Annotated in this window: 25 protein-coding genes; 7 read left to right on the top strand and 18 right to left on the bottom strand. The window is 75.0% G+C overall.

The genetic code is table 11. The features are described from left to right. Positions 1-33 precede the first annotated feature (33 nt). The 4 genes from ABZ479_RS20935 to ABZ479_RS20950 are packed head-to-tail and all read right to left on the bottom strand — an operon-like array spanning position 34 to position 4,364. A complete protein-coding gene (locus ABZ479_RS20935) occupies positions 34-1,602 on the bottom strand; it encodes an acyl-CoA synthetase (RefSeq protein WP_500462989.1) in 1,569 nt (522 codons plus the stop codon). A gap of 13 nt (positions 1,603-1,615) precedes the next feature. Further along, entirely contained in the window at positions 1,616-2,719 is a 1,104-nt protein-coding gene (locus ABZ479_RS20940) for an NAD(P)H-dependent flavin oxidoreductase (RefSeq protein ID WP_500462990.1), read from the bottom strand. A gap of 54 nt (positions 2,720-2,773) precedes the next feature. Further along, positions 2,774-3,400: a hypothetical protein gene (locus ABZ479_RS20945; protein WP_500462991.1), complete on the bottom strand. Its 627-nt coding sequence runs from the start codon at positions 3,398-3,400 to the stop codon at positions 2,774-2,776. Positions 3,401-3,446: 46 nt separating this feature from the next. Further along, on the bottom strand, positions 3,447-4,364 hold the full coding sequence (locus ABZ479_RS20950; protein WP_500462992.1) for an SDR family oxidoreductase: 918 nt from the start codon (positions 4,362-4,364) through the stop codon (positions 3,447-3,449). 181 nt (positions 4,365-4,545) lie between these two features. Here ABZ479_RS20950 and ABZ479_RS20955 point away from each other — a divergent pair, with 181 nt between their 5' ends. After that, complete coding sequence (locus ABZ479_RS20955; RefSeq protein WP_500462993.1) at positions 4,546-5,442, top strand: LysR family transcriptional regulator; 897 nt, start codon at positions 4,546-4,548, stop codon at positions 5,440-5,442. 6 nt (positions 5,443-5,448) lie between these two features. Here ABZ479_RS20955 and ABZ479_RS20960 read toward each other — a convergent pair whose 3' ends face one another. The 6 genes from ABZ479_RS20960 to ABZ479_RS20985 all read right to left on the bottom strand — a co-directional run bounded on the left by ABZ479_RS20960 (position 5,449) and on the right by ABZ479_RS20985 (position 10,459). Beyond that, positions 5,449-7,515: a serine/threonine-protein kinase gene (locus ABZ479_RS20960; RefSeq protein ID WP_500462994.1), complete on the bottom strand. Its 2,067-nt coding sequence runs from the start codon at positions 7,513-7,515 to the stop codon at positions 5,449-5,451. Between the two features lie 81 nt (positions 7,516-7,596). Beyond that, positions 7,597-8,463 (bottom strand): oxygenase MpaB family protein, encoded by an 867-nt coding sequence (locus ABZ479_RS20965; protein WP_500462995.1) that lies wholly within the window; start codon positions 8,461-8,463, stop codon positions 7,597-7,599. Positions 8,464-8,603: 140 nt separating this feature from the next. Then, positions 8,604-9,059 (bottom strand): SPW repeat domain-containing protein, encoded by a 456-nt coding sequence (locus tag ABZ479_RS20970; RefSeq protein ID WP_500462996.1) that lies wholly within the window; start codon positions 9,057-9,059, stop codon positions 8,604-8,606. 193 nt (positions 9,060-9,252) lie between these two features. Next, entirely contained in the window at positions 9,253-9,627 is a 375-nt protein-coding gene (crcB, locus tag ABZ479_RS20975; protein WP_500462997.1) for a fluoride efflux transporter CrcB, read from the bottom strand. Next, entirely contained in the window at positions 9,624-9,971 is a 348-nt protein-coding gene (locus ABZ479_RS20980) for a DUF190 domain-containing protein (RefSeq protein ID WP_500462998.1), read from the bottom strand. The genes crcB and ABZ479_RS20980 overlap by 4 nt, the downstream gene beginning before the upstream one ends. Beyond that, positions 9,968-10,459: a fluoride efflux transporter FluC gene (locus tag ABZ479_RS20985; protein WP_500462999.1), complete on the bottom strand. Its 492-nt coding sequence runs from the start codon at positions 10,457-10,459 to the stop codon at positions 9,968-9,970. The genes ABZ479_RS20980 and ABZ479_RS20985 overlap by 4 nt, the downstream gene beginning before the upstream one ends. Before the next feature lie 221 nt (positions 10,460-10,680). On the opposite strand from ABZ479_RS20985, the gene ABZ479_RS20990 reads away from it, so the two are divergent. Further along, on the top strand, positions 10,681-11,172 hold the full coding sequence (locus tag ABZ479_RS20990; protein WP_500463078.1) for a nucleotidyltransferase domain-containing protein: 492 nt from the start codon (positions 10,681-10,683) through the stop codon (positions 11,170-11,172). Here the strand turns inward: ABZ479_RS20990 and ABZ479_RS20995 are convergent, their stop codons facing one another. The 5 genes from ABZ479_RS20995 to ABZ479_RS21015 form a co-directional block, all read right to left on the bottom strand. Continuing rightward, positions 11,173-11,565 (bottom strand): VOC family protein, encoded by a 393-nt coding sequence (locus ABZ479_RS20995; RefSeq protein ID WP_500463000.1) that lies wholly within the window; start codon positions 11,563-11,565, stop codon positions 11,173-11,175. A 142-nt stretch (positions 11,566-11,707) separates the two neighbouring features. Beyond that, positions 11,708-12,886, bottom strand: a complete 1,179-nt coding sequence (locus ABZ479_RS21000; RefSeq protein WP_500463001.1) for an acyl-CoA dehydrogenase family protein — start codon at positions 12,884-12,886, stop codon at positions 11,708-11,710. A gap of 89 nt (positions 12,887-12,975) precedes the next feature. Next, positions 12,976-13,839 carry a 5-oxoprolinase subunit C family protein gene (locus ABZ479_RS21005; protein ID WP_500463002.1) on the bottom strand — a complete coding sequence of 288 codons (864 nt, stop codon included), beginning with the start codon at positions 13,837-13,839 and terminating at the stop codon, positions 12,976-12,978. Continuing rightward, on the bottom strand, positions 13,836-14,465 hold the full coding sequence (locus ABZ479_RS21010; RefSeq protein ID WP_500463003.1) for a 5-oxoprolinase subunit B family protein: 630 nt from the start codon (positions 14,463-14,465) through the stop codon (positions 13,836-13,838). The genes ABZ479_RS21005 and ABZ479_RS21010 overlap by 4 nt, the downstream gene beginning before the upstream one ends. Further along, positions 14,462-15,226: a LamB/YcsF family protein gene (locus ABZ479_RS21015; protein ID WP_500463004.1), complete on the bottom strand. Its 765-nt coding sequence runs from the start codon at positions 15,224-15,226 to the stop codon at positions 14,462-14,464. The genes ABZ479_RS21010 and ABZ479_RS21015 overlap by 4 nt, the downstream gene beginning before the upstream one ends. 216 nt (positions 15,227-15,442) lie before the next feature. On the opposite strand from ABZ479_RS21015, the gene ABZ479_RS21020 reads away from it, so the two are divergent. From ABZ479_RS21020 to dhaM, 4 genes are all read left to right on the top strand, one after another. Then, positions 15,443-16,150: a GntR family transcriptional regulator gene (locus ABZ479_RS21020; RefSeq protein WP_500463005.1), complete on the top strand. Its 708-nt coding sequence runs from the start codon at positions 15,443-15,445 to the stop codon at positions 16,148-16,150. Between the two features lie 191 nt (positions 16,151-16,341). Continuing rightward, positions 16,342-17,334 carry a dihydroxyacetone kinase subunit DhaK gene (gene dhaK, locus ABZ479_RS21025; RefSeq protein WP_500463006.1) on the top strand — a complete coding sequence of 331 codons (993 nt, stop codon included), beginning with the start codon at positions 16,342-16,344 and terminating at the stop codon, positions 17,332-17,334. Between the two features lie 22 nt (positions 17,335-17,356). Next, on the top strand, positions 17,357-18,028 hold the full coding sequence (gene dhaL / locus ABZ479_RS21030; RefSeq protein ID WP_500463007.1) for a dihydroxyacetone kinase subunit DhaL: 672 nt from the start codon (positions 17,357-17,359) through the stop codon (positions 18,026-18,028). Further along, positions 18,025-18,423 (top strand): dihydroxyacetone kinase phosphoryl donor subunit DhaM, encoded by a 399-nt coding sequence (gene dhaM / locus ABZ479_RS21035; protein ID WP_500463008.1) that lies wholly within the window; start codon positions 18,025-18,027, stop codon positions 18,421-18,423. Before dhaL ends, dhaM begins: the two co-directional genes overlap by 4 nt. A 24-nt stretch (positions 18,424-18,447) precedes the next feature. On the opposite strand, the gene ABZ479_RS21040 is transcribed toward dhaM, so the two are convergent. Together ABZ479_RS21040 and rpmG are read right to left on the bottom strand one after the other, a co-directional pair. After that, positions 18,448-18,705 carry a type B 50S ribosomal protein L31 gene (locus ABZ479_RS21040; RefSeq protein WP_499607416.1) on the bottom strand — a complete coding sequence of 86 codons (258 nt, stop codon included), beginning with the start codon at positions 18,703-18,705 and terminating at the stop codon, positions 18,448-18,450. Between the two features lie 50 nt (positions 18,706-18,755). Then, a complete protein-coding gene (gene rpmG / locus ABZ479_RS21045; RefSeq protein WP_018561168.1) occupies positions 18,756-18,920 on the bottom strand; it encodes a 50S ribosomal protein L33 in 165 nt (54 codons plus the stop codon). Between the two features lie 117 nt (positions 18,921-19,037). Here rpmG and ABZ479_RS21050 point away from each other — a divergent pair, with 117 nt between their 5' ends. Next, a complete protein-coding gene (locus ABZ479_RS21050) occupies positions 19,038-20,162 on the top strand; it encodes a PP2C family protein-serine/threonine phosphatase (RefSeq protein WP_500463009.1) in 1,125 nt (374 codons plus the stop codon). Between the two features lie 241 nt (positions 20,163-20,403). Here the strand turns inward: ABZ479_RS21050 and ABZ479_RS21055 are convergent, their stop codons facing one another. Then, entirely contained in the window at positions 20,404-20,946 is a 543-nt protein-coding gene (locus ABZ479_RS21055; protein WP_500463010.1) for a PadR family transcriptional regulator, read from the bottom strand. Positions 20,947-20,948 lie beyond the last annotated feature (2 nt).

Raw genomic sequence — 20,948 nt, forward strand, 5'->3', positions numbered from 1 at the left:
CCGGCGCCCCGGCGGGGCCGGGCGGCCGCGCCGTCACACGGGCCGTGCGCGGCCCTCCCAGTACGGGTCGCGGAGCCGGCGCTTGTAGAGCTTGCCGTTGGGGTCGCGGGGCATCTCGGCGACGAAGTCCACCGACCGCGGGCGCTTGTACCCCGCCAGGCGCTCCTCGCAGTGGGCCAGGAGGGCGGCGGCCAGTTCCGGCCCCGGTGCGTGGCCGGGGGCGGGCTCCACGACGGCCTTGACCTGCTCGCCCCAGTCGTCGTGCGGGATGCCGAACGCGGCCGCGTCGGCGACCGCGGGGTGGCTGAGGAGGGCGGCCTCGATCTCGGCGGGGTAGACGTTGACCCCGCCGGAGATGATCATGTCGATCTTGCGGTCGCGGAGGTAGAGGTAGCCGTCCTCGTCCAGGTAGCCCAGGTCCCCGACGGTGAAGAAGTCGCCGATGCGGCTCGCCCGGGTCTTGGCCTCGTCCTTGTGGTAGCGGAAGCCGGGGGTGTTCATCTTGATGTAGACGGTGCCGAGTTCGCCGGGCGGGAGGGGCTCGCCGTCGTCGTCGTGGACGGCGATCTCGCTGATCGGCCACGCCTTGCCGACCGTGCCGGGCCTCTTCAGCCACTCGGCGGCGGAGGCGAAGGTGCCGCCGCCCTCGCTGGCCGCGTAGTACTCCTCGACGCACGGCCCCCACCACTCCAGCATGGCCCGCTTGACGTGCTCGGGGCAAGGCGCGGCGCCGTGGATGGCGTGCCGCATCGAGGAGACGTCGTGAAGGCGCCTGACCTCCTCCGGGAGGGCCAGCAACCGGTGGAACTGCGTGGGCACCATGTGGGTGTGCGTGCAGCGGTGGACGTCGATCAGCCGCAGCATCTCCTCGGGCGTCCACTTGTCCATCAGGACGACCGGGTGGCCGATGTGCAGGGCGGCGCCGGCGAACTGCAGCACCGCCGTGTGGTAGAGCGGCGAGCAGACGAGGTGGACGTTGCCGTCGAAGGGTCGGATGCCGAAGATGCCGAGGAAGCCGCCGAGGTACGTCTCCTCCGGCGGCCTGCCGGACAGGGCGCGCCGGATCCCGCGGGGGCGGCCGGTGGTGCCCGAGGTGTAGTTCATGACCCAGCCGGTGGTGCGCTCCTGCGGCGGGGTGCCGGGCAGGCCGGCCGTGAGCTCCGCGTACGGGCGGAAGCCCTCGATGCCCCCGGCGCCGACGGCGTAGCGGTGCGTCCCGGGCAGGCCCGCCTCGTCGGCGGCGGCCCGGGCCTGCGCAGCGAAGCGTTCGTGGGCGACGAGCACCTTGGCGCCGGAGTCGGCGACGATCCAGGCGATCTCGGGCCCCACCAGGTGGTGGTTGACCGGGACGAGGTAGAACCCGGCCTGGAAGGCGGCGAGGTAGGCCGTGAAGAACTCGGCGCCGTTCGGCAGCACGACGGCGAAGGCGTCGCCCGTCCGCAGTCCGGCCGCGCGCAGGCCGTGGACGAGGCGGTTGCTCTCCTCGTGCAAGCGCCGCGCGCTCCACCGGTCGCCGTCGGGAGCGGTGAGCACGACGCGTTCCGGGTCGGCGCCGGCCTGGGCCCAGAATCCGTTGGGGGCGCCCGATGCGGTCGAGGTCATGGGGGCCGCCTCCTCAACCGCGTCCGGCGATGCGGTTCATGCGGTCCAGGGCCCGCTCGAAGCCCCGGGTCAGGTCGTCGAAGACGGCCTGGACGCTGCGTACCTCGCGCATCTGGCCGACGATCTGGCCGACCGGCGTGCCGAGCAGCGGCTCCACCTCGTACTTCTGGATCCGGGTGATCGCGTCGGCGACCAGCAGGCCCTGCAGGGGCATCGGCAGCGGTGCGGGGCCGGCCGGGTCGTCCCAGGCGTCGGTCCACTCGGTGCGCAGCTGGCGGGCCGGTTTGCCGGTCAGGGCGCGCGAGCGGACGGTGTCGCCGGAGCCGGCCGCGAGGAGCTTGCGGACCAGGGCGGAGGAGGGCAGTTCGGCCTCCGTTGTGGTCAGCCACACCGAGCCGAGCCACACGCCCTGTGCGCCCAGCGCCAGTCCTGCGGCGGCCTGTTCGCCGGTGCCGATGCCTCCGGCGGCGAGCACGGGCAGCGGGTCGACGGCACGGACGACCTCGGGCACGAGCACCATGCCGCCGATCTCGCCGGTGTGCCCGCCGGCCTCGTAGCCCTGTGCGACGACGATGTCGATGCCCGCCTCCTGGTGGTGGCGGGCGTGCCGGGCGCTGCCGGCGAGGGCGGCGACGGGGACGCCCCGCTCGTGGGCGCGCCGTACGACGTCCGGGGGCGGGGAGCCGAGCGCGTTGGCGAGCAGGCCGATCGGGAAGTCGAAGGCGACGTCGAGCTGCGAGCGGGCCACCTGCTCCATCCAGCCCGTGATGCGCCAGCCCGTGGCATCGCCCGGCTCCAGCTCCGGCACCCCGTACTTGGCCAGCACCTCCCGGACGTAGTCCCGGTGCCCCTCGGGGATCATCGCCTCGACGTCCGCCTCGCTGACGCCCTCCACCTTCTTGGCCGGCATGACGACGTCCAGCCCGTAGGGGCGGCCGTCGGCGTGCGCCTCCAGCCACTCCAGGCTCCGGGCCAGCTCGTCGGGCGCGGTGTAGCGCACCGCGCCGAGGACCCCCATGCCGCCGGCCCGGCTGATCGCGGCCGCGACGGCGGGGAACGGCGTGAAGCCGAAGATGGCGTGCTCGATGCCCAGCCTCTTGCTCAGCTCCGTCTCCATGGGGGCAGGATGCCCGAGCGGACCGGCCGGGGGAAGAGATTTTCTGATGCTGCGTCAGATTTTGACGAAGTCTCCGGCCCTTCGCCCGCCGTCGCGCAGGTCCCGGACGACCACCCGGCCGGGCCCCGCGGCCTCCGCGCAGTCCGGCGCGCAGGTATCGAGCGGGCCCTGCTGCCCGGCCAGGGCCGCGCCCGGCCCGAAGTAGCCGGCGTCCAGGGCGAATTCCCACCGCGTCCCGCTGCCGGCGGCGGGCGCCGCCCGCTCACGGGGCGGCGTGGCGGGCCGCAACCCCGTCAGTTCCTGCCGGAAGCGGCGGCCACCGCACCACATCTCCACCACCGTGCGCGTGGTCAGCGCCGCGGCTGCGGCGGGCAGGTACCAGGCGGGGCCGAGCAGGGAGCCGAAGTACCCGGGCGCGGGCGCGTCCCGCCAGGCGTGCGGCTCGTCGAGGGTCACCGCGAAGGCGAGGTCCCCGGTGATCTCGACGAGCGCGCTCAGGGAATGCGCCGGGGCGAGGGCCGTCTCCGGGTGCAGGACGTGCCCGGCGACGGCGGTCAGTACGGCGGTCGGCAGCCGCGGGTCGCCCTGCCCGTACCGGAAGTACGTCCCCGGCCGGGCGCGCACCCCCGCGTCGAACTCCAGGAGGGTGATCCTCGACGCGTCGTACGGGTTCGCGGTCATGGCCGCAGATTAACCGGTGGCCATGACCGCCGGCCGCCGCCCCGGTTCAGCCCTCGGAGGGGCCGAAGTAGCGACCCTCCGCCAGGTCCTGGAGCAGGGCGGGGTGCTCCGGGCGCCATCCCAGGAGTTCCTGGGTGCGCGCGCTCGACGTCGGGTTGTCGAGCGTCACGAAGCCGGACAGGAAGCCGAAGTGCTCCCGCGCGGCCTCGCGCGGCACGCTCTTGACCGGGACGTCCAGGCCGCGGCCGATCGCCTCGGCGATCTCCCGGAAGGGGATGCCCTCGTCGGCGGCCCCGTGCAGGCGCGAACCCGCCGGCGCCGCCTCCAGGGCCAGCCGGAACAGGCGCGCCGCGTCGCGGGTGTGGACGGCGGGCCAGCGGGTGGCGCCGTCCTCCACGTACGCCGCGACGCCGTTGTCGCGGGCGAAGCCGATCAGCCGTGGGACGAAGCCGTGCAGGTCGGTGGGGCCGTGCACGGAGGGGGCGAGCCGGACGACCGACGAGCGGACCCCGCGCGCGGCGAGCGCGACCGCGGCCTTCTCCGCCTCGGCACGCGGCACCGGGGGCGTGGACGGGGCGATGGCGTGGTCCTCCGTCCCGAGGATGCCCGGTGCGACGTGCGCGAGCATCAGGGTGCCGGACGTGATCACGAAGGGGCGTCCGGAGCCCGCGAGCGCCTCGCCCATCGCCTCGACGGCCCGCAGGTCGGCGGCGACCGCGCCCACGTAGTCGGAGAAGGCGTGGTCGAAGGCGAGGTGGATGACCCCGTCGGCCTCCGCCGCGCCGCGGCGCAGGGCCTCCGGGTCCTCCAGGCTGCCGCGGTGCACCCCGGCGCCCGCGGCCGTCAAGGCGGCGGCGGAACGGTCCGAGCGGGCGAGGCCGACGACCTCGTGCCCGGCCCCGAGGAGTTCGGCGACGACGGCGGTCCCGATGTGACCGGTGGCGCCGGTGACGAAAACACGCATGCTGCGATCCTTCGATGAGGTGGTGTGGTGCCGTCCCCTCGCGCGGTGCCGGCGGCGCGCTCCGGGACGGTCCCCATCGTGCGGGCCGGGAAGGCCCGCGGTCCAAGGCCTGTTCTGCACGGCGCAATACGTTCCGGGCATCACCCCAGGTGAACGGCGTGCGACGGGCTAGGCTGAGGCCATGAGCGACTCCTCTTCCGCTCCGCCGGACCTCGACCTGCGGCTGGTGCGCTACTTCGCGGCCGTCGCCGAGCACCGGCACTTCGGCCGGGCCGCCGAGGCCCTCCACGTCACCCAGCCGTCCCTGAGCCGGCAGGTCCGCCGCCTCGAACAGCAGCTCGGCGCGCGTCTGCTGGACCGCACCCCGAGAGGCACCGTCCTCACCGGCGCGGGGGAGGTCTTCCTGCCCCGCGCCAAGGCGCTGCTGCGGTCCGCCGCGACCGCCGCGGCCGAGGCCCGTGCCGCCGCCCGGCCGGACGGGATCACCGTCGGCTACACCGCGGGCCTCATCGTGACCCCCGCGGTACGGGAGCTGCGCGCGCGGCACCCGGAGGCCGAGGTGCGCACCCAGCACGTGCCCTGGAACGAGGCGCGCGTGGCGTTGCTGGACCACCGGGTGGACGCCGTGGTGACCCGGATGCCGTTGCCCACCGACGGGCTGCACGTGACGGCGCTCTACGACGAGCCGCGGGTGCTGGTGGTGCCGCTGGACCACCGCCTGGCGGGCAGGGAGTCCGTCACCCTCGACGACATCGCCGGCGAACCCCTGCCCCGCGTGCGGGAGTCCGATCCGTCGTGGAACGCGTTCTGGCGCATCGACCCCCGGCCCGACGGCAGCCCGGCGCCGGACGGTCCCCTCATCGACGCCGTCGAGGACAAGTTCGAGGTGGTCGCCGCCGGGCAGGCCGTGTCCATCTCGGCGGGCGTCCGCGGCGGCCTGCGTCCCGACCTCACCGCGATCCCCCTCGAGGGCGTCGAGCCGAGCCGCGTCGTGTTGGCGACCCGCGCCGGCGAGGGCAACCGGCTCGTGGCGGCGTTCGGCAGGGCGGCCCGGGCCAGGCTGACCGGCCGCCCCTGAGCCCGGTCAGTCGCGCAGGCCCAGGCGCTCACGGCAGTGGGCCCGGTCCGCGCGGCTGGCGGCCGTGTCCGGGTGGTCCGCGCCGAGGGCGCGGCCGCGTGCCTCGTACACCGCCTCGTGGAGAACCAGCGCCTCGCGCCAGTCGCCCAGCCAGCCGAGGGCCACGGCGATCTCGCGGCGGCTGACGAGCGTGTCCGGGTGGTCCGCGCCCAGCACGCGGGTGCGGACCGCCGCGACGTCGCGGGCCTCGGCGAGGGCGTCCCGCCACCGGCCGAGGCGCCCGAGGCCGACCCCGAGGCCGTGCCGGGCCCGGAGGGTGTCGGGGTGGGCGGGGCCCGAGACGCGGGTGCGGAGGGCCACGAGGTCGGTGTAGAGCTCGTGCGCCTCGGCGCCGAGGCCCATCCGCCCCAGGCAGATGCCCAGTTCGTGGCGGGTGGCGAGGGTGTCCGGGTGGTCGGCGCCCAGCAGGGTCGCCCGGATCGCGGCGACGTGGGCGTAGGTGGCACGGGCCTCCGGCCAGCGGCCGAGCAGCCCGAGCAGGTGGCCGACCTCGCAGCGGGTGGTGAGCGTGTCGGGATGGGCGGGGCCCAGGACGCGGGTGCGGGAGTCCGCGACCTGGGCCGCCGAGGCGTACGCCTCCTGCGTACGGCCGAGCCGCCCGAGCGTGACCGCGAGGTTGTGCCGGCAGTGGAGGGTGTCGGGATGGTCGGCGCCCTGCCGCCGTTCCCTCGCGGCGAGCACCGCGGCGTAGCCCTGGCGGGCCTCGTCGTGACGGCCGAGGCGCCCGAGGACGTAGGCGGCTTCCTGGCGGGCGGCGAGCGTGCCGAGGTGGTCCTCGCCCAGTGCCCGCGCCCGGGCCGCCGCCACCTCCTCGTACGCGCGCAGCGCCTCGGCGTGGCGGCCGCCGCGGCTGAGGCACAGGGCGAGTTCGTAGCGGCTGGTGAGCGTGTCGGGATGCGTGGCGCCGAGCAGCCGCTCGCGCTCCTCGGCGACGGCGCGGTGCGACCGCTCGGCCTCGGACCAGCGGCCCAGCCGGGCGAGTCCGACGGCCGCCGTGTGCCGGCTCGCCAGCGCCCCGGTGCCGTGCACGCTGGGCGCCCCCGACTGCAGCTCCAGCCGGCGCGCCCAGGACGGCAGCCCGGGCTCGGGGCGGGTCCCTGCCGGGCCGCCCGGGCCGCCGTGGCCCCCGTGACCGCCGTGCGCGCCGTCCCGGAGCGTCTTGAGCCGGCCGGCCACGTCGGCCGCGCTCTGCGGGCGGTCCTCCGGGCTCTTGGCGAGCAGGTCGAGGACGAGTCGCTCCAGTTCCCCCGGCAGGTCGGGCCGGTGCTCGCGCGGCGGCCGGGGCGGGGTGTCGCGGTGGCCGACCAGGACGGCCCAGGTGTCGTCGAGGTCGAAGGGCGGGACTCCGGTGGCGATCTCGTAGAGCACGCACCCCAGCGAGTACAGGTCGCTGCGGTGGTCGATCCCCTCCTCGCCGCCGATCTGCTCCGGTGACATGTAGTGCGGGGTGCCCATGGCGACCCCGGTGCCCGTCAGCCGCGAGGTGAAGCCGATGTCGTGGCCGAGCCGGGCGATGCCGAAGTCGCAGATCTTGACGTCCCCGTCGGCGAGCCGCATGACGTTCGCCGGCTTCAGGTCGCGGTGCACGATGCCCCGCGCGTGGGTGTACGCGAGGGCCGCCGCGATCTGCGCGGCGATGTCGGTGACGTCGGGCAGGGGCAGCGGGCGGCCCTCGTTGTCGCCGAGCAACTGCCGCAGGTTGCGGCCGTCCAGCAGCTCCATGACGAGGAAGAGCACGCCCTCGCTCTCGCCGAAGTCGTGGACGACGGTGATGCCGCGGTGCTGGAGCGCCGCCGCGACCCGGGCCTCCCTGCGGAACCGTTCACGCAGCACCCGGTGCACGGACGGGTCGAGGGAAGGACTCGTCGGCTTCAGGCACTTGACCGCGACCTCCCGGCCCAGCGACTCGTCCAGCGCCTTCCAGACCTCGCCCATGCCGCCGCGCCCGATGCGCTCCCGCATCCGGTAGCGCTCGCGCAGCGGTGTTCCCCCGTCGTACCGACCCGCCGTCATGGTGTACGCCGCCCCGCCCCCGGTCGTCCGCCTCTCCCCGCACCCAGTATGACCGCGGGGGGCACGGTTGGGGACCCGCCGTTACCTCCGGGAACGTGCCTGCTCGCGCAGCCGGTGGGCGGACGGGTGGGTGCCGGGGCCGAGCCGTCCGACCGCCTTGAGGATGTGCCCGGGCGGCAGCTGCCAGCGCACGTAGCAGGGGATCGTGCGCAGCAGCAGGCCCGTGCCGCGCAGCCGCCGCCCTGTGACGGGGACGGCGGGGGCGGGTCGCCCGTACAGCTCGTGGGCGAAGGGCGGCAGCGCCGCGTAGGCCAGTGCGGTGGCCCGGCCCCAGACGGCGAACCGCAGGGGCAGCAGCACCCGGGGCACGGGCGGCCCCTGCAGGAAGGCGTAGACCTCCTGGGCCTCGGGGCCGGCGGCCAGTTCGGGCCGCACCTTCTCGAAGTACGCGGCGAGCGACCCGGTGTCGTCGGGGACCTCCGCCGGGTCCAGGCCCACCAGTCGTGCGGCCTCCCGCTGTTCGGCGACGTAGGCGTCGGCCTGCGCGTCGGAGAGCGGGAAGCCCGAGCGCCGCGCGACCTCCAGGTACGAGTCGATCTCCGCGCAGTGCACCCACAGCAGCAGGCCGGGGTCGTCGACGGGCAGGCGCTCGCCGCTGTCCGGGTCCGTGACGGACAGCCGGCGGTGGATGCCGCGCACCTTGGCCCCGGCCCGCTCGGCCTCCAGGGTGGTGCCGTAGGTGATCGTGCCGACGAAGTCGGCGGTGCGCAGCAGGCGGCCCCACGCGTCCCGGCGGAAGTCCGAGTTCTGCGTGACGCCGCGCACCGCGCGCGGGTGCAGCGCCTGCAGGTACAGCGCCCGTACGCCGGCGATCCACATCATGGGGTCGCCGTGCACCTGCCAGGTGACCGAGGCGGGTCCGAAGAGCCCGGGGTCGGCGTCGCGCATCGCAGCCTCCTGTCGCCGTGCGACCACGGCCGGCCCCGCCCGTACCGGGACGACGCCCTGCGGCCTGGTCCCCGCAGCGCCGAGCATAGGGCCGCGCGGCACGCCGGGTCTGCCCCGCGTGGTCCGCCGGCGGTGGGGCCTCAGCGGGCGGGCGCGGCACCGGCCGGCTTGCGGGGGCGCCGTCGCTCGATGAGGGCCAGGCTGACCGCGCCGAGCACCATCAGGGCCACCCCCGTCACGATCTGGTTGAGGGGTGCGAGACCGGCGCCCGGGTCGCCGAAGTAGCCGAAGACGAAGGGCGAGACGATCAGGCAGGCGCCGCACACGATGGTGATGACGTCGCTGCCGGGCCCCCGGGTCCTGGCCACCCGCGCGATCGCGTTGAGCAGGACGATCGTCGAGAAGACGAGGTCGACGATCCGCACGTCGTTGCCGATGGGCGTGTCGGGGTACGCCAGCGCCCAGCCGGCGGCGAACACCCATCCGCCGATCAGCAGCAGGGGCGCCGTGAACAGCGAGTCGCGGATGTCGGCCGGTGGGGTCTGGGCGTGGCCCGCCGTCTGGATCCTGGTGCTGGGACGCTGAGTCAGGGACATCGTGCCCTCCCGCGGTGGGAGCCGCGTCGCCCGGCGCCCGGCGCGTCCGCACGGCACCTGTCGGCGGGGCACACCGCGTCCGCTCCGGGCGACAGGCCGGAGTGTGGACCTCTCCCATTTTAGGTACGTGGGGCCGGGCGTCCTGTTCGGCGGTCGCCCGCCCCCGAGGAGCGCGGGCGGGTGCCGGGCCGGTTCAGGCCCACAGCGCCTGGGCCACGGCGGCCCCGGTGAAGGCGGCGCCGACGCCGGCGACCACACTGGCGACGACGTTCGCCACGGCGAAGAACCGCGCCCCCGTCTCCGCCAGCCGCAGGGTCTCGTAGGAGAAGGTCGAGTAGGTGGTGAGCGCCCCGCAGAACCCCGTGCCGACCAGGAGCTGCACCGAGCGGGAGGCCGCGTCGTAGGTGACGGCACCGGCCAGCAGACCGAGGACGAGGCAGCCGACCACGTTGACCGTGAACGTGCCCCACGGGAAGACCGTGTCGTGCCGGGCCTGGACGGCACGGTCCGTGAGGTAGCGCAGCGGCGCCCCGACCGCGGCCCCGGCGATGACGAGCAGCCAGTTCACCCGTGGTTCCCCCGTCCCACGTAGCGGATGACCTCGACCTCGTCGAGGGTGACCAGTCCTTCGGTGACCAGTTCGTCGAGCTGCGGCAGGAACGCCCGGATGCGCTCCTCGTGGTCGACGATGACGACGGCCACCGGAAGGTTGTCGGTCAGCGAGAGCAGCCGGCTGGTGTGGATCAGCGAGGAGGCGCCGAAGCCCTCGACCCCGTGGAAGACGCTGGCCCCGGCCAGGCCCGCGTCGTGGGCGCGGCGGGTGATCTCGGAGCACAACGGCTTGTGGTGCCAGGTGTCGTTGTCGCCGATCAGGATCGTCAGCCGCAGAGCGGTGCCGTGCAGCCGTGTCATGTCTGCCTCCATCCCAGAAGGCGCCGGGCCGTGTGCGCCGCGCCCCACACCGCGGCCAGCGCGATCAGCGGTGTGGCGGCGAGGTACGCCAGCCCGGCCCCGGCGTGACCGCCCTGGACCAGGCCGTGGATGTCGACGGCGTACGTGGAGAAGGTGGTGAAGCCTCCGAGGACGCCCGTGCCGAAGAACGGGCGGACGAGCCGGTGCGCGGCCCACACCTCGGTGATGGCCACCATGAACGCGCCGATCACGGCGCAGCCGAGCGCGTTGACGCCGAGGGTGGTCCACGGGAAGCCGCCGGCAGCGGTGGGCCAGACCAGGGCCGCACCGTAGCGCGCGCAGGCCCCGAGCACGCCTCCGGCCGCGACCACGGCGACGACGGGCGCCTGCTCCCGCATCCGCGCGGATCGCGGCGGCAGGGGCGGCGGGGACTCGGCGTCGGGGGAGGCTGGGTCGCTCATCGCGGGGTGGGGGGCCGGTGAGGTCATGCGTCTCCTACTCGTGAGGCGTCCTGACCGGACGCGTTCCGTCACAAGTAGGGACCGTTGGCGGCATCCTCACCGCGGTTCGGGTACGGCGGGCCCCACCGCCGCGCGGCGGTCACGAGGGACCACCGCCGGTTCCAGCATACTCCGGGTTCCCTGCGCCGTGATCCGCTCCGGGTGGCACCCTGGGGGCGCCGAACCGGACGAGGGGGGATGCGGCGATGATGACCGGCCGGGACGTGGTGGAGATCCTGGACCTGCTGCGGGGGGCCGGCGCGGAGGTCTGGGTCGGCGGGGGCTGGGGGGTCGACGCCCTGCTCGGGAGACGGACCCGCGACCACCGGGACCTGGACCTGATGCACCGCCACGAGCAGGAGGACGCCGTCGTCGCGGCGCTGGCCGCGGCCGGCTTCGCCGAGTCGCTCGACCGGCGGCCGGTGCGCTTCGTCGTCACCGACCCCCGGGGCCGCGAGATCGACCTGCACCCCCTGGTGTTCGCCGCCGACGGGAGCGCGGAGCAGCCCTCGCCGGAGCCTGGGCGCCCGTTCGTCTACCCGGCCGCCTGCTTCGTCACCGGCGAGGTCGAACGGACCCCCGTCCCTTGCCTGTCGGCCGAGCAGCAGGTGTACTTCCACCAGGGGTACGAGCCGGCCGACCGGGACCGCCACGACATGCGCCGGCTGCGCGAGGCGTTCGGGATCGCCACGCACTTCTGATCAGCCGGTGAGCGGCGTCAGGAAGATCCACACGTGGCCGAAGGGATCGCGGAGCGTCGACTGCCGCGCCCCGTAGGGCATGTCGGCCGGGGCCGTGAGCAGTTCGGCGCCGGCGGCCACCGCGCGGCCGGTCAGGGTGTCCACGTCCGGCACGTAGACGTGCAGGACGACGGAGGGTGCGGCCCCGGCGGGCGGCGGGGCCTCGGTGTCGCCGAGCATGAGGGTGGAGCCGTGGATCGTGATCTCGGCGTGCACGATGCGCCCGTCGTCGCCTTCGAGCCGGAAGGACTCCTCCGCTCCGAACGCGGCCGCGTAGAACGTGATCGCCTCGGCGGCCCCGTCGACCAACGCGTGCGGGATGACGGCGTACTTGTACTGCTCGGGGATCTCCATGCGCCGCACGCTAGGCCCGCCCGGGGCGGGCGGGCATCGAGCGCAGGTCCCGTCGTGCCCCTGCCGGTGGTCGTAGGACCGTGTGGCGGTGCGACCGCGTCCTGCTCCGGGGACGCGCCCGGCCCCGCGACGGGGCGCCTGGTCACCTGCGCACGCGCGGCATGCCCAGCCCGATCCAGGAGATGATCTCGCGCTGGATCTCGTTGTTGCCGCCGCCGAAGGTGAAGATGACGGCGCTGCGGTAGCCGCGTTCCAGCTCGCCGTGGAGGACGGCGCCCGCGGAGCCCTCCTTCATGGGGCCGAGGGCGCCGGTGATCTCCATCAGCCAGGCGTACGCGTCACGACGCGCCTCGGAGCCGTAGACCTTGACGGCCGAGGCGTCGTGGGGGGTCAGGGTGCCGCGCTGGAGGGCGTCGACCATCTGCCAGTTGAGCAGTTTCATGGCGTCCAGGCGGACGTGCACGCGGGCGAGGCGGCCACGGACCCAGGACAGGTCGATGACCCGGCGGCCGTCGGCCAGTTTGGTGTCGGCGGCCCAGCGGCGCACGTCGTGGAAGGCGCGGATCGCCATGGTGCCGTGGGCGGCGAGGGTCACGCGTTCGTGGTTGAGCTGGGTGGTGATCAGCCGCCAGCCCTGGTTCTCCTCGCCGACGCGGCGGTCGACCGGGACGCGGACGTCCTCGTAGTGGCTCGCGGTGGTGTCGTGCGAGGCCAGGGTGTTGATGATCGTCCAGGAGTAGCCGGGGTCGCCGGTCGGCACCAGGAGGATGGAGATGCCCTTGTGGGGCGGGGCGCCCGGGTCGGTGCGGACGGCGAGCCAGACCCAGTCGGCGGTGTCGCCGTTGGTGGTCCAGATCTTCTGGCCGTTGACGACGTAGGCGTCACCCTCCCGCACGGCGCGGGTGCGCAGCGCCGCCAGGTCCGTTCCGGCGTCGGGCTCCGAGTAGCCGATGGCGAAGTCGATCTCCCCGGAGAGGATGCGCGGCAGGAAGTACGCCTTCTGCTCCTCGGTGCCGAACTGCATGATCGTGGGGCCGACGGTGTTGAGCGCCATGAGCGGCAGCGGGACGCCCGCCTGCGCGGCCTCGTCGAAGAAGACGAACTGCTCCATCGGGGTCATGCCGCGGCCGCCGTACTCCTTCGGCCAGCCGACGCCGAGCCAGCCGTCGCGGCCGAGCCGCCGTACGGTGTCGCGGTAGAAGCGCTTGGCGGCGGCCCGGTCGAAGTGGCGTGCGTAGGCGTTGTCGGGCACCAGTCCGGCGAAGTACGACCTGAGTTCGGCGCGCAGCCGCTGCTGCTCCGGTGTGTGGTCCAGGTGCACGGCCCCTCCCGAGGTCCGGTCGCGTCCCTGAGCGACGACGGCGCAAGAGTAGAACGCGTTGCAGAAATTCGGAAGGGCCGTGACCGGCTTCAGCGTTGGGGCACGAAGCGCACCGGCAGCCCCGGGACGGCCTGCGCGGCCGCGGCCAGGCCGCGCTCGGGGACGACACCGACCACCGGGTAGCCGCCGGTGGTGGGCGCATCGGCGAGGAACACCACCGGCCTGCCGTCCGGCGGCACTTGGACGGCGCCCACCACCATCCCCTCGCTCGGCAGCTCCCCGGGGACGGCCCGCTCCAGTGCGGGGCCCGTGGTGCGCAGCGCGATGCGGTTGCTGCGGTCCGACACATGGAAGCGCCCGGCCGCGAGGGTACGGACGGCGGCGGCCGTGAACCAGTCGTCCCGCGGCCCGAGTCGCAGCGGCAGCACGAGTTCCCGCGGCGGACCGGCGTGCGGGGCCGGTTCCGCGTGGACGGGGAGCCCGGGCGCCGGGCCCAGCGGCAGCACGTCACCGTCCCTGAGCGGTGCGGGCCCCAGCCCCGACAGCAGGTCGGTGGAGCGGCTGCCGAGCACCGCGGGCACGGCCACGCCGCCGCCGACCGCGAGGTAGCTGCGCACCCCCCGTGTGGCGGGCCCCACGTCGAGCACGGCCCCGGCCGGCAGCCGCACGGCGGTGCCCCACGGCGCGGGGCGGCCGTCGAGCAGGACCGGTGCCGGGGCGCCGGTGACCGCGACGACGGCCGGACGGGCGGCCCGCACGGCCACCCCGGTGAGCGTGGTCTCCAGCGTCGCGGCGTCGTCGGCGTTACCCACCAGGCGGTTGGCCAGCCGGTGCGCCGGACTGTCCAGGGCCCCGGAACGGGCGACGCCGAGGGCGGCGTGACCGTACCGCCCGAGGTCCTGGACGGTGGTCAGCGCACCGGCCCGGACGATCCGCAGCTCGCCCCCGCTCATGCGCCCGCCCCCTCGGACGCGGGGACGAAGCGCACCCGGGTACCGGGGGCGAGCAGCGCGGCCGGCTCCCGTTCCAGGTCCCACAGGCGGACGGACGTGGTGCCGATCAGCTGCCAGCCGCCCGGTGAACTCCTCGGGTAGATGCCGGTGTAGGGGCCCGCGACGGCCACCGAGCCGGCCGGCACCGAGGTGCGCGGCTCGGCCCGGCGCGGCACGCCGTACCGCTCGCCCAGTCCGGTCATGTAGGCGAAGCCCGGGGCGAACCCGCAGAAGGCGACCCGGTGTTCGGTGCCGCTGTGCACCCGGGCCACGTCCTCCGCCGCGACGCCCCAGCGTTCGGCCACCACCGCCAGGTCGGGCCCGTCGTAACGGACGGGGACCTCCACGAGCGGCCCGGTGGCCGCCGGACGGGCGGTGACGGACCAGCCGCGCAACTCGGCGCGCAGCGCCGCCGCGTCCGGCACCCCGTACAGCAGCACGGTCCGCTCGCCGGGGACGATCTCGCGCACCGGGACGAGGGTGCCCTCGCCGCGGCGGCGCAGCAGCTCGGCGTGCCAGGACCACGCCTCCTCGGGGGTGGCCAGGTCGATCAGGAGCGCGTCCTCCCCGACCGTGAGGACCCTCATGCGAACGCCGCCAGCCGCACGCCCGCGTCCTCGAGCGCGGCCCGTACCCGCAGGGCCGTGGCCACCGCGTCCGGGGAGTCGCCGTGCAGGCACAGCGACCGCGCCCGCACGGTCACCCGCTCACCGGTCAGGGCCGTGGCGACGCCGTCACGGGCGAGGGCGACCGCCTGCCGGGTGACCTCGTGGGGGTCGGCGATGAGCGCGCCCGTGGTGCCGCGGGGGACGAGCGTGCCGGCGGCGGTGTAGGCGCGGTCGGCGAAGGCCTCCCCCACCACGTCGAGCCCGGCCTCCCGGGCCGCCCGTTCCATGGCGGAACCGGGCAGGCAGAGCACCGGCAGGGCCGGGTCCGCCCGCCGGGTGCCCGCGGCGACGGCGGCGGCCTGGTCGTCGTCGACGACGACCTTGTTGTAGAGGGCCCCGTGCGGTTTCACGTACGCCACCTGGGCTCCGGCGGCGCGGGCGAAGACCTCCAGCGCGCCGATCTGGTACGTGATCTCGTCGGCGAGTTCGTCGGCGGGCACCTCCATCGCCCGCCGGCCGAACCCCGCGAGGTCGCGGTAGGAGACCTGGGCGCCGATGCGCACCCCGCGCGCGGCAGCCGTGTCGCAGACCCGGCGCATGATGCCGGGGTCGCCCGCGTGGAAGCCGCAGGCGACGTTGGCGCTGGTGACCACGGACAGCAGGGCGTCGTCGTCGGTGAGGACCCAGCGTCCGTAGCCCTCCCCGAGGTCCGCGTTGAGGTCGATCACGAGGTCGGTCATCGGTACGGCGAACTCCTCGGGAAGGGCCGCGTCCGGTCGGGCGACGCGAGCTGCGGTGTCCGGCGGGCCGGGGCGAACGCTTCCCGGCGTCCGATCACCGTAGATTCTTGTTGAACAATCCGACAAGAGCCCCGTTGTCTTCTCCTCCGCTCTCGGATTGACTGGGCCCGCGCCGCGGGTCCGCGGCGCACCCACGGCGCGAGAGGGGCGGGGACGATGGCGGCCGAGGTGGATCCGGCGGTCCTCGCGGGCGACCGCGCGCTGCTGGCCCGCTCCAGCACCGCCGACCGGGTCGCCGCGGTACTGCGCACCCGGATCTCCGAGGGCCGTCTGCCGCCGGGCGGCAAGCTCGCCGAGGACGTCGTCGCCGGGGCGCTCGGCGTGTCCCGCAACACCCTCCGTGAGGCGTTCCGGCTGCTGACGCACGAGAAGCTGCTGGTGCACGAACTCAACCGCGGGGTCTTCGTCCGGGTGCTGACGGCCGCGGACGTCGCCGACATCTACCGGGTGCGCCGGGTGGTCGAGTGCTCCGTGATCCGCGGCCTCGGGGCCGGGCCGTACGACCTGTCCGCGGCCGCGGACGCCGTGGCGGAGGGCGAACGGGCCGCCGGCGGGGCGCGGTGGGTGGAGCTCGGCACCGCCGACATCCACTTCCACCAGGCGCTGGTCGACCTGGCGCGCAGCCCCCGGCTGACCGGGCTGATGACCGGCGTGCTCGCCGAACTCCGGCTCGCCTTCCACACGATGGACGACCCCCGGGAGTTCCACGAGCCCTATCTGGACGGCAACCGGGAGATCCTGGCCGCCCTGGAGGCGGCCGACCCGGCGGGGGCGGAGCTGCTGCTGACCTCCTACCTCGACCGCGCCGAGGCGCAGCTGCTCGGGCGCCGCGCGCCGCTCGTCCCGGACGGGGGCCGGCCTTAGGCCTTGTGCGGGCGGGCCCGGCGGCGTCCCCGGGCGAAGGCCGGGGGAAGGCAGGTGATGACACGGACCAGGGCCTGTGCACGGTGCACAGCAGACTCGTCGGTCATCGGGACTGCCCACGGCCCGGCAGATTTGTAGTCTGATGTGACAGCGCAGCACCGCCAGACCCTGCCTTTGGACGGAGCCGTTCCATGAAGATGCTGATCAATGTCCCGGAGACCGTGGTGGCCGACGCGCTGCGGGGGTTCGCGGCCGCGCATCCGGAGCTGACCGTGGACGTGGAGAACCGGGTGGTCGTGCGCCGGGACGCGCCGGTCGCGGGCAAGGTCGCACTGCTGTCCGGGGGCGGTTCGGGGCACGAGCCGCTGCACGGCGGGTTCGTGGGACGCGGGATGCTCGACGCGGCGTGCCCCGGCGAGGTGTTCACCTCGCCCGTCCCCGACCAGATGGTGCGGGCGGCCGCGGCGGTGGACAGCGGGGCCGGGGTGCTGTTCATCGTCAAGAACTACACCGGTGACGTGCTGAACTTCGACATGGCCGCCGAGCTGGCCGAGGACGAGGGGATCATGGTCGGCAAGGTCCTGGTCAACGACGACGTGGCCGTGACCGACAGCCTCTACACCGCGGGGCGGCGCGGCACCGGCGCCACGCTCTTCGTGGAGAAGATCGCGGGCGCGCTGGCCGAGGAGGGGGCGCCGCTGGAGCGCGTCCAGGCCGTCGCGCGGCGCGTGAACGAGCTCTCGCGGAGCTTCGGGGTGGCGCTGACCGCGGTCAGCACACCGGCCAAGGGCGCACCCACCTTCGACCTCCCGGCGGGGGAACTGGAGCTGGGCATCGGCATCCACGGCGAGCCGGGCCGGGAGCGGCGGGCGATGATGACCTCGGCGGAGATCGCGGAGTTCGCCGTCGACGCCGTCCTGGACGACCTCCGCCCGGACGGTCCGGTGCTGCTCCTGGTGAACGGCATGGGCGGGACACCGCTGCTGGAGCTGTACGGGTTCAACGCCGAGGTGCACCGGGTGCTCGGGGAGCGCGGCGTGACGGTGGCCCGCACACTGGTCGGCAACTACGTGACGTCGCTGGACATGGCGGGCGCGTCGGTGTCCGTGTGCCAGGTGGACGAGGAAATGCTGCGGTTGTGGGACGCGCCGGTGAGCACGCCGGCCCTGCGCTGGGGCGCCTGAGCGAGATCAAGGAGCGGGAGAGATGAGCGAGGCATCGTCCACCGGAGCGGGCCAGGTGATCGACACGGCTTTCCTCCGCCGCTGGTTCACCGCCGCGGCCTCGGTGATCGACCGGGAGGCGGACCGGCTGACGGAGCTGGACTCCCCCATCGGGGACGCCGACCACGGCGCGAACATGCGGCGCGGCTTCATCGCGGCGCGCACCGCGGTGGAGAAGGAGCCGCCGGACTCCCCGGGCGGCGTGCTGGTGCTGGTCGGCCGGCAGCTGATCAGTACGGTGGGCGGGGCCTCGGGCCCCTTGTACGGGACGCTGCTGCGCAAGACGGGCAAGGCCCTGGGCGACGCGCACCAGGTGGCGCCCGAGCAGTTCGCGCAGGCGCTGCGGGAGGGGGTCGACGGCGTGGCCCAGCTGGGCGGCGCGGCCCAGGGCGACAAGACGATGCTGGACGCGCTGGCGCCGGCCGTGGAGGCGCTGTCGTTCGCCCTCGACAAGGGTGCCGGGCTCGCGGAGGCGCTGGCGGCCGCCGCCATCGCCGCCGACGAGGGCGCGCTGGCGACGGTGCCGATGCAGGCCCGCAAGGGACGGGCGAGCTACCTCGGGGAGCGGAGCATCGGGCACCAGGATCCGGGAGCGGCCTCCTCGGCGCTCCTGCTGGGGGCCCTGGCCGGCGCCGCCCGGGAGGGGGCCGCGTGACGGTCGCCTTGGTGCTGGTGTCGCACAGCGCCCAGGTGGCGGAGACGGTGGCCCGTATGGCGAAGGGTCTGAGCGGTGGCGGCGCCAAGGTTCCGGTGGCCGCCGCCGGCGGTGCGCCGGACGGCGGGCTCGGCACCGACGCCGCCAAGATCGTCGCCGCCGCGCGCTCGGTGGACGAGGGCGACGGTGTCGCCGTCCTCGCCGACCTGGGCAGCGCCGTCCTCACGGTGAAGACGCTGCTGGCCGACGAGGACGAGCTGCCGCCCGGCACCCGGCTGGTGGACGCGCCGTTCGTCGAGGGCGCGGTGGCCGCGGTGGTCACCGCGTCCGCGGGCGGCGACCTGGACGCGGTGGCCGCGGCGGCCCAGGACGCGTACACGTACCGCAAGGCCTGAGCGGCGCCGCGGCCGCCGGCGGGGTCAGCCCCGGCGGGCGCCGGTGCCGTACCGGCGCTCGAAGCGCTCGACGCGGCCGGCGGTGTCCAGCACGCGGGCGTTGCCGGTGTAGAACGGGTGGCTCGCGGAGGAGATCTCCACGTCGACCACCGGGTAGGTGTTCCCGTCCTCCCAGACGACGGTCTTCTCGCTGGTCATCGTGGAGCGGGTGAGGAAGGCGTGGTCCGCGGCGCGGTCGCGGAAGACGACCGGGCGGTAGGCGGGGTGGATCGTGTGCTGCACGGTGGGCTCCAGTCTGCGGGAGGGACGGGGTGCGTCGGCCTTCGCCGGTGTCAGCGCTCCTCGCGGAACGGCACGTGACGGCCGACGGCCGGGTCGTACTTGCTCAGGACCATGCGGTCCGGGTCGTTGCGCCGGTTCTTGCGGGTCACGTAGGCCGTGCCGGTGCCGGCGGTCGACCGGAGCGTGATCACCGGGCGCTGCTCACTGCGTGCCATGCGGGGACCTCCAGCGTCCACAATGGTTTTCATTTTCTTCGGACGAGGGGTTCAACGCGGGACCCCTCGCGTCCATTCCCGCCGTCGTCCGCCCGGTGCGGGGAAGATGGAGGAGGGGTGTCCCGCACCGGCGACAGGAGGGCCGGCACCATGGCCCGCGGCCCGAACAAGCACCCGGAGGTGCCCCCGCTCGCGCTGTCCCGCGGGGCGCTGTGCTTCCTGGCGTCCGCCTACCTGCTGATCGCCGTGTGCATGGTCCTCGACCTGACCTCGGGCCCGCGCACGACCCTCGCCCCCGTCCTGGCGGCGCTGCCGGTGCTCGCCGGTGCGCACTCCCGCCGCGCCCGCGGGCCGCTGGTGGCGGGCGCGCTCGCGATCGGCCTGGTCTTCGTGCTCGCGGCGGCGAACCACGGGGTGCCGGCCCTGGTCCACGTGGCCTCCGCGATCACCGTGCTCGCGGTGACCTTCACCAGCACCGGCGCCGTCGTCCTGATCACCGGGCGGGAGCGCGAGCTGGCCCGGGTGCGCGGCGTCGCCGAGGCGGCGCAGCGCGCCCTGCTGCGTCCGCCGCCGCCCCGGATCGGCCCGCTGCGCGTCGCGGTGCGCTACGTGGCGGCGGAGGCGGAGGCCCGCATCGGGGGCGACCTGTACGAGGTGGTGCGGACCGACCACGGGGTGCGGGTGCTGCTCGGCGACGTACGCGGCAAGGGGCTGGCCGCTGTGGAGACAGCCGCCGACGTGCTCGGCGTCTTCCGGGACGCGGCCCGCTCCGAACCGGCGCTGGCCTCGGTGGCCGCCCGGCTGGACGGTGCGCTCACCCGCAGCGGCGGCAGCGAGGACTTCGTCACCGCCGTGCTGCTGGCCGTCCCGGAGGACGGGGACTCCGCCGTGCTGGTCAACTGCGGCCACCCGCCGCCCCTGCTGCGGCGCCACGGCACCGTGACCGAGCTGGCGGCCGAGACCCCGGTGCCGCCGCTCGGGCTGCTCGCCCTGACCGGCGACCGCTACCGCGCACAGACGGTCCCCTTCCACCGCGGCGACCTGCTGCTGTTCTGCACCGACGGCGTGGTCGAGGCCCGGGACCGGCGGGGCCGTTTCTACCCGCTGGCCGAGCGGGTGCGGGAGATGCCCGAGCAGGACCCGGACGACCTGCTGGACCGGGTGCTGGCCGACCTGCGCTCCTGGAGCGGCGGCGGCCTCGGCGACGACGCGGCACTGCTGGCGCTGCGCCGTACCCGGTGACGGACGGACGCCCCGCCGCTCCCGGGCCCGGGGCCCCGGCCGCACCTATGTGACGCCCTTCCGGACCCGGGCCCGGCCAAGGACGCCGGCGGCGCTCAGGAGCGCCCCAACCGCAGCACCAGGTGCCGGCGCAACTCCGCCGGAGGCCACGGACGCCCCGCCGTTCCCGCGCTCGTGGCTGCGGTCGCACCTATGTGACGCCCTTCCGGACGCGGGTTCGGCCAACGACGCCGGCCGGCGCTCAGGACCGTCCCATCCCCTCGACCTCGGCGACCGCCTCGACGAGCCACCGCGACCAGAAGGTCTCCAGCTCGATGCCGGCCCGCAGCACCAGGTGCCGCAGCCGGTCCTCGTCTCCGCCGCGCCCCGGCGGGAAGTCACGCCCCTCGATCTCCGCGTACTCCGCCAACTGCCGCTCGTGCAATGCCAGGTGCCGGCGCAGCTCCGCCGCGAGCCCGTCGGTCCCGACGACCGCGGCGGCGCGCAGCCGCAGCAGGAGCGGGTCGCGGATGGGCTTGGGGTCCTCGGTGGCGGCGACCCAGGCGGTCAGTTCGGCGCGGCCTGCGGGCAGCACCTCGTACTCCTTGCGCTGCCCGCGGGCGGGCTGTGCGGCGGGCAGCTCCCGGATCAGGCCCGCCTCCTCCAGGCGGCCCAGCTCGCGGTAGATCTGCTGGTGCGTCGCGGACCAGAAGTAGCGGATGGAGCGGTCGAAACGGCGCGCCAGTTCCAGCCCCGACGACGGCTTCTCCAGCAGGGCGGTGAGGATGGCGTGCGGCAGCGACATGC

Source organism: Streptomyces sp. NPDC005722, from assembly GCF_040630935.1.
Taxonomy (GTDB): Bacteria; Actinomycetota; Actinomycetes; order Streptomycetales; family Streptomycetaceae; genus Actinacidiphila.